This is a genomic window from Streptomyces sp. NPDC050145 (genome assembly GCF_044460245.1).
In the GTDB taxonomy this organism is placed as follows: domain Bacteria; phylum Actinomycetota; class Actinomycetes; order Streptomycetales; family Streptomycetaceae; genus Streptomyces.
In genome coordinates, this window is record NZ_JBITJS010000014.1 from 212048 (window position 1) to 222439 (window position 10392).

A 10392-nucleotide genomic window follows, 5' to 3' on the forward strand; every position below is an offset into this window, starting at 1 on the left:
CCCCGGGCCCCGCTCCTCAATCGCCGGAGAGGCTTGCTTTGGCCCGGCCCAGCAGGAAGTCCCGTTCCCGTTCGTTCTGCGTGAGCGCGGCCGCGCGGCGGAACTCGGCGACCGCCTCCTCCCGCCTCCCCAGGCGCTCCAGCAGGTCCCCGCGCACGCTCGGCAGCAAGTGGTAGTCCCGCAGGGCCGGTTCGGCGGTGAGGGTGTCCACGAGGGCGAGAGCGGCCTCGGGGCCCTCGGCCATCGAGACGGCCACCGCGCGGTTCAGCTCCACGACCGGCGACGGGGTGCGGGCCGCGAGCAGGGCGTAGAGCGCGGCGATCTGGTGCCAGTCCGTCTCCTCGTACGTGTGCGCCCGCGCGTGGCAGGCGGCGATCGCGGCCTGCAGCGCGTACGGTCCCGGGGCGCCGGTGGCGACCGCCTGCGACGCCGCGAGGGCCGTGAACCCGCGCCGGATCAGCAGCCGGTTCCAGCGCATCCGGCGCTGGTCCCTGAGCAGGACGGGGGTGCCGTCGGGCGCGGTGCGGGCGGCGGCGCGGGAGGACTGGAGTTCCAACAGCGCGGCCAGGCCGTGCACTTCGGGCTCGTCCGGCATCAGGGTCTGCAGGACGCGGGCCAGGCGCAGGGCGTCCTCGCACAGGCCGGGCCGCAGATGGTCGTCGCCCGCGGTGGCCGCGTAGCCCTCGTTGAAGATGAGGTAGATGACCTCCAGGACCGAGCCGAGCCGGGCCGCGCGCTCCGGCCCGTACGGGACCTCGAAGGCGACGTTCTTGGTGGCGAGGGTGCGCTTGGCGCGGACGACGCGCTGGGCGACGGTCGGTTCGGGGGCCAGGACCGCGCGGGCGATCTCGGCGGTGGTCAGGCCGCCGAGCAGGCGCAGCGTGAGGGCGACGCGGGCCTCGGCGGAGAGCACGGGGTGGCAGCTCATGAAGACGAGCCGCAGCAGGTCGTCGTCGATGTCGTCCGGGTCGGCGGCCTCGGGCGCCGCGTACGCGAACTCGGTGGCGCGGCCGACCTCCTGGAGCTTGCGCGCGTAGTTCTCGCGGCGGCGGACCAGGTCGACGGCGCGGTGCCGCGCGGTGGCCGTGAGCCAGGCTCCCGGGTTGTCCGGGACGCCCGCCTCCGGCCACTGCTCGAGCGCGGCGACCAGCGCGTCCTGCGCCAGCTCCTCCGCTATGCCGACGTCGCGCACGACGCGGGTGACGGCCGCGATGATGCGCGGGGCCTCCATACGGAAGACGGTCTCGACGGTGCGGGCCGTGGTGGGCTGCTGCTCGGTCACGGCCACATCAGACACCCCGGAGCGGGGCGCCGCCAAGCACGGAGGGGTCAGCCCTCCTGGATCTCCCGGATCTCGGACGTGACGGTCCAGTGCGGCTCGTGGACCTGGAGGAAGCGCTTGGTCCACTCCAGGCACTCGGCCTCGTCCTTGGTCTGCAGGAGCGCGTAGCCGCCGATGACCTCCTTGGTCTCGGTGAACGGGCCGTCCGTGACGGTGATCTGCCCGTTCTCGTAGTGCACGCGCTTGCCCTTCGAGGTGGGCATGAGTCCGGCCGTGTCGAGCAGCACGCCGGCCTTGGTCATCTCCTCGATGAGGGCGCCCATCCGCTGCATCAGGCCTTCGCTGATGCCCTCGGCGGGAGTGTTGTTCTCGTCGATGCGGACCATGGTCAGGTAGCGGGGCATGGTGTTCTCCTCGGTGCGTTTCGTGGTGGCCGTTCCCGGCCTCTCACCCATGCGTCGATCGGGGAACGCCCCGATCGACACCGGCACCGATTTTTCTTCAAGATTTTTTCCCGCGCCCGCAGAACCACCGAACTACGAGGAAGAAACACCAGGTCAGACGGCTTCGAACCGCCACCGGTGCACGGCCCGCGTCACCAGATCCGCCGCCGGCTCGGGCAGCTCGGGGAGCGGGGCGTCGTACGCCGCGTCCCACCACGTGATGACGAGGACCCGGTCCTGCGGGGCGCGGAACGTCTCGCGGCGCTCCGGCTCCCGCTCCAGGACCTGGCCCTTCGCCCACGCCAGCAGGTCCTCGCCGCGGCCCTCGACGGCCCGGGCCTCCCACATCAGCGCGACCGTCACGAGTACAGGTTCTCCTTGCTGACCTCGTGCACGTGGTCGTGGTGGTGATGGCCGGGCACATGGGTCTCCGTCACCGGGAGCGAGGAGTCCGCCGACAGGCCCCAGGAGGACGGCTGCCGGTTGCGGGCGACCATCTCGGCGCCGAGCGCGGCGACCATCGCCCCGTTGTCCGTGCACAGCTTGGGGCGGGGCACGCGCAGCCGGATCCCGGCGCGCTCACAGCGCTCCTGGGCGAGGGCGCGCAGCCGCGAATTGGCCGCGACTCCGCCACCGATCATCAGGTGGTCGACGCCCTCGTCCTTGCAGGCCCGCACGGCCTTGCGGGTCAGCACGTCGACGACGGCCTCCTGGAAGGACGCCGAGACGTCCCGCACCGGCACGTCCTCGCCGGCCGCCCTCTTGGCCTCGATCCAGCGGGCCACGGACGTCTTGAGCCCGGAGAAGGAGAAGTCGTACGCGGGATCGCGCGGGCCGGTCAGACCGCGCGGGAACGCGATGGCGGCCGGGTCGCCCTCCCGCGCGTACCGGTCGATGACGGGGCCGCCCGGGAAGCCCAGGTTCAGCACGCGGGCGATCTTGTCGAAGGCCTCGCCGGCCGCGTCGTCGATCGTGGCGCCGAGGGGGCGCACGTCGGCGGTGATGTCGGTGGAGAGCAGCAGCGAGGAGTGGCCGCCGGAGACGAGCAGCGCCATCGTCGGCTCGGGCAGCTTGCCGTGCTCCAGCTGGTCGACGCAGATGTGCGAGGCCAGGTGGTTGACCCCGTAGAGCGGCTTGCCGAGCGCGTACGCGTACGCCTTGGCGGCGCTGACACCGACCAGCAGGGCGCCCGCGAGGCCGGGTCCGGCGGTGACGGAGATGCCGTCGAGGTCCTTCGCCGTGACGCCCGCGTCCTTCAGGGCGCGCTGGATCGTGGGGACCATCGCCTCCAGGTGCGCGCGGGAGGCGACCTCGGGGACGACGCCGCCGAAGCGGGCGTGTTCGTCGACGCTGGAGGCGACGGCGTCGGCGAGCAGGGTGGTGCCGCGGACGATGCCGACGCCGGTCTCGTCGCAGGAGGTCTCGATGCCGAGGACGAGCGGTTCGTCAGCCATGGTTGTTCTCTTCAGTCGCTTTCTCGGTGGTGAGGCGCATCACGAGGGCGTCCACGTTGCCCGGCTGGTAGTAGCCGCGGCGGAAGCCGATCGGCTCGAAGCCGAAACGCTCGTAGAGCTTCTGCGCCCTCGTGTTGTCGACGCGTACTTCGAGCATCACCTCGGCGACCTCGAAGGCGGTGGCGTGCCGCAGGAGTTCGGTGAGCAGCCGGGCGCCGAGCCCGGTGCCCCACTGGTCGCGGGCGACGGCGATGGTCTGCACGTCGGCCAGGTCCCCGGAGGCGGCGAGGCCGCCGTAGCCGACGAGCCGCTCGCCGCCGTCACCGTCGCTGTCGTACGCGACGACGTAGCGGCGGGTCGCGCCGGTGCCGCGCGCGTGCGCGAGCTCGGACCAGAACATGCCGCGCGACCAGGCGTCGTCCGGGAAGAGCTCCTTCTCCAGGGCGAGCACGGGATCGATGTCCCACCAGCGCATCTCGCGCAGTTCGGCGCCGGTCACTTCGGGGTGACCACCTTGTAGTTCTTGGGGACCTGGGCGTCGGGGCGGCGCAGGTACAGCGGCCGCGGCTCGTCCAGCTCCTCGCCGGCCGCGAGACGCTCGGCGGCGAGCGCGGCGAGCGCACCGGCCGACACGTGCTCGGGGCCGCGCGGGTCGGTGAACGTGTCGGGGTACAGGAGCGCGCCCGCGCCGACGACGGGCAGCCCGGCGAGTTCCTCGGCGATGTCGGCGGGCCGGTCGACGGCGGGGCCGGTGAGGCGGGTACGGGCGTCCTGGTAGCGCGCCCAGTAGACCTCCTTGCGCCGCGCGTCGGTGGCGACGACGAAGGGGCCCTCGACGTCCTCGGCCGCGTAGGCGAGTCCGTCGAGCGTGCACACGCCGTGCACGGGCACGCCGAGGGCGAGCCCGAAGGTGTCGGCGGTCATCAGGCCCACGCGCAGACCCGTGTACGGGCCCGGGCCGGTGCCCACGACGATCCCGGTCACGGCGTCGAGGCCGGTGCCGGCCTCGCGGAGCACCCGGTCGACGGCGGGCAGCAGCAGCTCCCCGTGTCTGCGGGCGTCGACCTGACCCGACTCGGCGACGACGGAGGTCCCGTCGTGCAGGGCGACGGTGACGGCGGGGGTGGCGGTATCCAGAGCGAGCAACAGCACGCGAACAGCCTACGGCCACACAGCCCCGGACACGTCCGTCCTCCTGTCGGCCGGGGGGCGCCGCGCCCTGCTGCTAACGTCACGGGGAGCCGTCCTGGCGTCGTACGCGGGACGTCGGTACGTGGGACATGAGAGGCAGGCACCTGGTGGCACGGAGCAGCACCGGATTCGTCACCGCGCTGACCGCGGGCGCGCTGACCGTGGTCGGCTTCCTCGCCTACCAGGCCTCGGCGAGCGCCCCGGCCGACCTCGGCGCCCACAAGTCCGCCACCCCGGCCGCGACCGCGTCCAAGAAGCCGAAGCACAAGGACCCGGAGGCGCTGCCCGCCGCGTCCGGCAAGGGCGAGCGGGTCGTGTACGCGCTGAGCACCGACCGGGTGTGGCTGGTGGACGCGCGGGGCAAGGCGCTGAGCACGTACGAGGTCATGCCGGGCACGGTGGATCCCGCGCCGGGGAAGTACACGGTCGACTCGCGGACCGGGTCTGTGGTCGGCACGGACGGGAAGTCGATCGAGCACGTCGTGCGGTTCGCCCTGGTGAACGGGGTGGCGATCGGCTTCAGTGCCGCGGTGGACGGCTCTACGCCGGAGCCGGACCCGACGAAGCAGACCGGTGGCATCCGTTCGTCGCGGGAGCAGGGCGACAAGATGTGGGAGTTCGCCGGGATCGGCCGTCAGGTCGTCGTCGTCCCCTGAGTCCGGGCGGCTTTCTCCGGTGCCGGGGGCGGGGTCGAGACGGCCCGCGCCGCGGCGCAGGAGGCCAGCAGGTCCCGCATGCTCACGCCGCGCTTCGCGTCCCGCCGGGCCTGCGTCTCCGGTCCCCGTGCGTCCTGCTCCGCACCGGCCATAACAGCCTCCCGCACCTCATCAGAGCCCCGTAGTTAGGTAACCCTAACTACGGGTTCCCCTGTGCGCAAGGTTTTACCGACAGGGTGTCGGTACGGTACGGCCCCGCCCTGGTGCCCCCGCCATCCTCTCGGCACCTGACCGCACCCCATCCGCCCAGCCCTTCTCCCACCCGCCCGCCCCCTCCGGGGGCCGTCGGCCCGGCGCCCACGCCTGGGACCGGCGCTGCGGTCAAGGTTGATGCGAGGGGTCGCCCAATCAAGCCCCTCCGGCGATTGAGGAGCGGGGCCGGGGCGGAGCCCCTGGGCCTCGCGCCGTTGCGGATTGCGGAATCGTCGCCGAGTGCGGGTGCGTCGTGGCTGGTCGCGCCCCGCGACGAGTCGCTGATCGGACACAGCCCCGCGCCCCTGAAGGCGCACTCCGTGCGCACCAGGGGCGACGCCTTCGCGCGCCCGACAGTGGTGGGTCGGCAATAACAAGCCCCTCCGGCGATTGAGGAGCGGGGGCCGGGGGCGGAGCCCCCTGGGGGCAACACCGTCGCGGGGCGCGGCTTCGTCGCCGGGTGACACCAGCGTCGTGGCTGAGCGCGCCCACGCGGCGGAACCGCACAGCCACATGCCGGGTGGGTCAGAGGGCGAAGGAGGCCAGGTCGGACTGGGTCCAGCGGGGGCCGATCCCGTTCAGGGTGACGACGCGGAGCTCGTCCGTCGTGTCGCCCGTCGCCCGGTCGATGATCACGTGGAGGCGGTCGTCCGCGAGGTCCTCGACCTTGCCGTCGCCCCACTCGACCACGACCACCGAGTCCGGCAGGGACACGTCGAGGTCGAGGTCCTCCATCTCGTCGAGCCCGCCGCCCAGGCGGTACGCGTCGACGTGGACCAGCGCCGGCCCGTCGCCCAGCGGCGGATGCACGCGGGCGATCACGAAGGTCGGCGACGTGACCGCGCCGCGCACGCCGAGCCCCTCACCGATCCCCCGGGTCAGTGTCGTCTTGCCGGCGCCCAGCTCTCCCGTGAGCATCACGAGGTCGCCGGGGCGCAGCCGCTTGGCCAGCGCGAGGCCCAGCTCGCGCATCGCGTCCGGGGAGTCGACGGTGGCTGTGACTGTGGTGACGGGCAGGGCGTCAGTCGCCGGGTTCTCCATGAGTCCCCACGGTAGCGGCTGCGGGCACCGCCCCCGCACGCGCGAGGAGGTCGGCCAGGCGGTCCGTGACCAGCTCGGGGTGTTCCAGCATCACCAGGTGCCCGGCGTCGGGGACCAGTACGAACTCCGCGTCGGGCAGCAGCGCCGCGATCGCCTCGCTGTGCTCGCTGGGCGTCACGAGGTCGCCCTCCCCCGCCAGGACGAGGACGGGCACGTCCGCGAACCGCTCCAGGGCCGCCGTCTTGTCGTGATCCTGGAACGCCGGGTAGAACTCGGCGACCACGTCGATGGGCGTGCTCTCGATCATCCGCTCGGCGAACCGCGCGACCGCCGGATCGACGTCCCGGCTCGCGAACGAGTACCGCTTGATGACCCCGGCGAACAGATCGGCGGTCGCCCGCCGCCCCTTCTCCACCAGCTCGGCCCGCTGCCCGAGCGCCCGCAGCACCCCGGGCAGCACCCGCCGCAACGCGTTGACGCCCGCGACCGGCAGCCCGTAGCTGACCTCGCCGAGCCGGCCCGCCGACGTACCGATGAAGGCGGCGCCGACGACGCGGTCGCGGATCAGCTCCGGGTAGCGGTCGGCCAGCGCCATCACCGTCATGCCGCCCATGGAGTGCCCGACCAGCACGAGCGGGCCCTCGGGCGCGGCCGCGTCGATGACGGCCTTGAGGTCCGCGCCGAGCAGGTCGATGGAGACCGGCGCGCCCTGCTCGGTCTGCTCGACGCCGCGCCCGGAGCGGCCGTGGCTGCGCTGGTCCCAGTACACGCAGCGCACGACGCCGCGCAGCGCCGCCCGCTGGAAGTGCCAGGAGTCCTGGCCGAGGCAGTAGCCGTGGCTGAAGACGACGGTGACCGGGGCCGGGGCCTTGCGCCCGAACAGGCGGCGCCGGCGCGCGCCGTCACCGCCCGGCTCGGCCTCGTCGACCTCGTAGTAGAGCTCGGTGCCGTCCTGGGCGCGGGCCTTGCCGGGGGTGCCGCGCAGCGCACCGTACGGTCCGGCCGCGTCCAGGGCGAGGCGGGCCTTCTTGCGCATGCCGCGCCCGACCGTGAGCCGCTCGATGGCGACACCGGCCGCGGCGCCCGCGGCGACCACACCTATCGCCGCGCCCGCGATGCCGGCCCGCCGCCAGTTCCCCGTAGCGGCGGCCTCGGTCACGGCCTGCGCGGCCCGCGTCGCGCCGCTGCTCTCGGTCATGCCCCGGTCTCGCTCACGTGCCCGCTCCTTCTCGTCCGGCCCCGCGGTCCCCCTGGAGGTAGACGCGCGGGACGCGGGATCCGATCCGCGTGACGATCTCGTACGCGATGGTGCCCGCCGCGACCGCCCAGTCCTCGGCGGTCGGCTCGCCCGCGTCGCCGGGCCCGAAGAGCACCGCCTCGTCGCCGGCGGCGGGCTCGTCCCCGCCGAGGTCGACGACGAACTGGTCCATGGCGACGCGGCCCGCGACCGTGCGCCGCTTGCCGCCGATCTGCACGGGTCCGGTGCCGGAGGCGTGCCGCGGGACGCCGTCCGCGTAGCCGACCGGGACCAGGGCGAGCGTGGTCGGGCCGGGAGTGACGTAGTGGTGGCCGTAGCTGACGCCGAGTCCGCCCGGCGCGTGCTTCACCAGCGCGAGCGACGCCTTGAGCGACATCACCGGGCGCAGGCCGAAGTCGGCGGGGGTGCCGAGCTCGGGGCTCGGCGAGATCCCGTACATCGCGATGCCGGGGCGGACGAGGTCGAAGTGGGTCTCGGGGAGGGTGAGCGTGCCCGGCGAGTTCGCGATGTGCCGCACCTCGGGGGTGACACCCTGCTGTTCGGCGTACCCCGTCATCTCCCGGAAGCGGTCCAGCTGGGCCGCGATGGACGGGTGGCCGGGCTCGTCGGCGCACGCGAAGTGCGACCACAGGCCGGTGACCGTGACGAGGCCCTCGGACTGCGCGGCGAGCGCCTCGCGGACCAGCTCGGGCCAGTCGGCGGGCAGGCAGCCGTTGCGCCCGAGGCCCGTGTCGGCCTTGAGCTGGATCCGGGCGGTGCGGCCCGACTCCCGTGCGGCGGCGGTCACTTCGCGCAGCGCCCACATGCCGCTGACCGACATGTCGAGGTCGGCCTCGATGCCCTCGCGCCAGGGGCCGCCCGGCACCCAGAGCCAGCACATGATTCGACCGGTCAGGCCCGCCGCGCGCAGTTCGAGCGCCTCCTCGGGCGTGGCGGTGCCGAGCCACTCGGCGCCCGCCGCCTTCGCCGCGCGGGCCACCGGGATCATGCCGTGCCCGTACGCGTCCGCCTTCACCACGGCCATGAACGCGGCCGAGGGCGCGTGGGCGCGCAGCGACCTGACATTGGCCTGCAGGGCGGCCAGATCGATCTCGGCGCGGGCACGGAGCGGGGCAGTCACGTTCTCGTTCATCGTGCGCCAGTCTCTCAGAGCGCCTCGAGGGGCCCTCGAGTGCCGGGCCGCCCGGGGCCGCGAAGTCGGCGTGCCGTACCCATTCCCAACTGCGCTACCGACCGGTAGAACCTCGGTTGACCGTCCGGCCCGCCCATCCCCGAGGGAGCCTTTCTTGCTGCGTGTGACCCTTGCGGCCGCTCTGGCGGCCGTCCTGCTCCCGGTCTCGGCCGCCCAGGCCGGCACCGCGCACCCGTCCCCCCGTAAGCCGTCCCCGCCCTCCTCCTCCGCCCCCGTACTGACCGACGAGCACGGCCGGACGCTGACGCTGCGCGGCTGGAACGTCGAGGACAAGGGGAACCGCGGGGACGCCGCCCTGTCCGCGATCACCGAGCGGCACTTCCGCGACATGCGGGCCAAGGGCTTCGACTTCGCCCGGCTGCTGATCTTCTGGGACGACCTGGAGCCGAGCCCGGGCCGGTACAGCCGCGCGTACCTGGACAAGATCGAACGGGTCCTGGACTGGGCCGACCGCTACGACATCCATGTCGTCCTCGACGCCCACCAGGACGTCTTCGGGCCGGCCTTCGGGCACCGCGGCATCCCGGAGTGGGCGACGCGCACGGACGGGCTGCCCTTCCAGCGGCATCCCGAGGACTGGTTCGCCGAGTACTTCGAGCCGGCCGTGCAGCGGGCCTTCACGCACCTGTACGAGGACGAGGACCTGCGGCAGGCACAGGCCCGCATGTGGAAGGTCGTCGCGGACCGCTTCGCGCACCACCCGGCCGTGCTCGGCTACGACGTGATCAACGAGCCGATGGGTGAGCTGCGGGAGGGCGAGGACCTGCCGACGGCGGCCCGGCGCATCGAGCGCGAGCAGCTGACCCCGATGTACAACCGGGTCGCGGACGCGATCCGCACCGAGGACCGCGACGCGTGGCTGTTCGTCGAGCCGACCCCGATCGTCGGCGAGGGCGTCCCGACGGACCTCGGCCGCATCGACGACCGCAAGGTCGTCTACGCCCCGCACTTCTACAACACGGCCATGGAGGCGGGCGCGGACTACGACCCGTCGGCGGGCTGGGTCGAGACGTACGAAGCGGCCGTCACCGAGTACCCGCGCACGTACAAGGTCCCGGTCGTCGTCGGCGAATGGGGCCCGCTGAACAACTCCCTCCCGAACATGGGCCCCTTCTACCGCGACGCGATGGCCTCCCTGGGCCGCTACAGCTCCGGCTCGGCGGGCTACGTCTGGTGCTACGGGGGCGGCTACTGCGCGGTCGACGAGAAGGGCGCGTTCCGTACGAACAAGGAGGCGACGGCGGAGCCCTACGCGGAGGCGGTCGCCGGGCGGGTCCGTTCCTCGGCGTTCGACGCGGCGGCGGGTGTCTATCGCCTGACCTACGACGCGGCGCGGCGCGGCGCGCACGCGACGGTGCTCTCTCTTCCGTCGCGGGGTTGGCGGGTCGGGGTCGAGGGGCGGGCCCGGGTCCGGGCCCTGGGCCCGGGGCGCCTGGTGGTGACGGCGGTGCCGGGCTCTCGGGTGTCGGTGACGGTGACCCGGGGCTGAGGTTCGGGGGCGCCCTTTCGTCTGCCTGGTGCGCTTGTCGTGCGAGTGCGGCCCGGTGGGGCTTCTCGCGCAGTTCCCCGCGCCCCTGAGATGGCGCACGAAGTGCGCATCTCAGGGGCGCGGGGAACTGCGCG

Annotated in this window: 11 protein-coding genes; 2 read left to right on the forward strand and 9 right to left on the reverse strand. The window is 73.4% G+C overall.

The genetic code is table 11. The features are described 5' to 3' along the window. Positions 1-16: 16 nt before the first annotated feature. The 6 genes from ACIBTU_RS27580 to tsaB form a co-directional block, all read right to left on the reverse strand. Positions 17-1231 carry an RNA polymerase sigma factor gene (locus tag ACIBTU_RS27580; protein WP_399129204.1) on the reverse strand — a complete coding sequence of 405 codons (1215 nt, stop codon included), beginning with the start codon at positions 1229-1231 and terminating at the stop codon, positions 17-19. 98 nt (positions 1232-1329) lie between these two features. Beyond that, positions 1330-1686 carry a YciI family protein gene (locus ACIBTU_RS27585; RefSeq protein WP_399129164.1) on the reverse strand — a complete coding sequence of 119 codons (357 nt, stop codon included), beginning with the start codon at positions 1684-1686 and terminating at the stop codon, positions 1330-1332. A gap of 153 nt (positions 1687-1839) precedes the next feature. After that, complete coding sequence (locus tag ACIBTU_RS27590) at positions 1840-2088, reverse strand: hypothetical protein (RefSeq protein ID WP_399129165.1); 249 nt, start codon at positions 2086-2088, stop codon at positions 1840-1842. Then, complete coding sequence (tsaD, locus tag ACIBTU_RS27595; protein WP_399129166.1) at positions 2085-3179, reverse strand: tRNA (adenosine(37)-N6)-threonylcarbamoyltransferase complex transferase subunit TsaD; 1095 nt, start codon at positions 3177-3179, stop codon at positions 2085-2087. Before tsaD ends, ACIBTU_RS27590 begins: the two co-directional genes overlap by 4 nt. Further along, on the reverse strand, positions 3172-3654 hold the full coding sequence (rimI, locus tag ACIBTU_RS27600) for a ribosomal protein S18-alanine N-acetyltransferase (protein ID WP_399129205.1): 483 nt from the start codon (positions 3652-3654) through the stop codon (positions 3172-3174). Before rimI ends, tsaD begins: the two co-directional genes overlap by 8 nt. A 20-nt stretch (positions 3655-3674) precedes the next feature. Continuing rightward, positions 3675-4331 (reverse strand): tRNA (adenosine(37)-N6)-threonylcarbamoyltransferase complex dimerization subunit type 1 TsaB, encoded by a 657-nt coding sequence (gene tsaB, locus ACIBTU_RS27605; RefSeq protein ID WP_399129167.1) that lies wholly within the window; start codon positions 4329-4331, stop codon positions 3675-3677. A gap of 146 nt (positions 4332-4477) precedes the next feature. Between tsaB and ACIBTU_RS27610 the strand changes: the two genes are divergently transcribed. After that, positions 4478-5026 (forward strand): hypothetical protein, encoded by a 549-nt coding sequence (locus ACIBTU_RS27610; protein WP_399129168.1) that lies wholly within the window; start codon positions 4478-4480, stop codon positions 5024-5026. A gap of 777 nt (positions 5027-5803) precedes the next feature. Here ACIBTU_RS27610 and tsaE read toward each other — a convergent pair. From tsaE to alr, 3 genes are read right to left on the reverse strand one after another with little or no spacing between them, the layout of a single operon-like run. Next, positions 5804-6319 carry a tRNA (adenosine(37)-N6)-threonylcarbamoyltransferase complex ATPase subunit type 1 TsaE gene (gene tsaE / locus ACIBTU_RS27615; protein ID WP_399129169.1) on the reverse strand — a complete coding sequence of 172 codons (516 nt, stop codon included), beginning with the start codon at positions 6317-6319 and terminating at the stop codon, positions 5804-5806. Beyond that, positions 6300-7517, reverse strand: a complete 1218-nt coding sequence (locus ACIBTU_RS27620) for an alpha/beta fold hydrolase (RefSeq protein ID WP_399129170.1) — start codon at positions 7515-7517, stop codon at positions 6300-6302. Before ACIBTU_RS27620 ends, tsaE begins: the two co-directional genes overlap by 20 nt. 13 nt (positions 7518-7530) lie before the next feature. Next, the gene (gene alr, locus ACIBTU_RS27625) at positions 7531-8709 is read right to left on the reverse strand and encodes an alanine racemase (protein WP_399129171.1); all 1179 of its coding nucleotides are present in this window, start codon (positions 8707-8709) and stop codon (positions 7531-7533) included. A 157-nt stretch (positions 8710-8866) separates the two neighbouring features. Here alr and ACIBTU_RS27630 point away from each other — a divergent pair, with 157 nt between their 5' ends. Further along, positions 8867-10258, forward strand: coding sequence for a cellulase family glycosylhydrolase (locus ACIBTU_RS27630; protein ID WP_399129206.1), 1392 nt, complete (start codon positions 8867-8869; stop codon positions 10256-10258). The last annotated feature ends 134 nt before the right edge of the window (positions 10259-10392 follow it).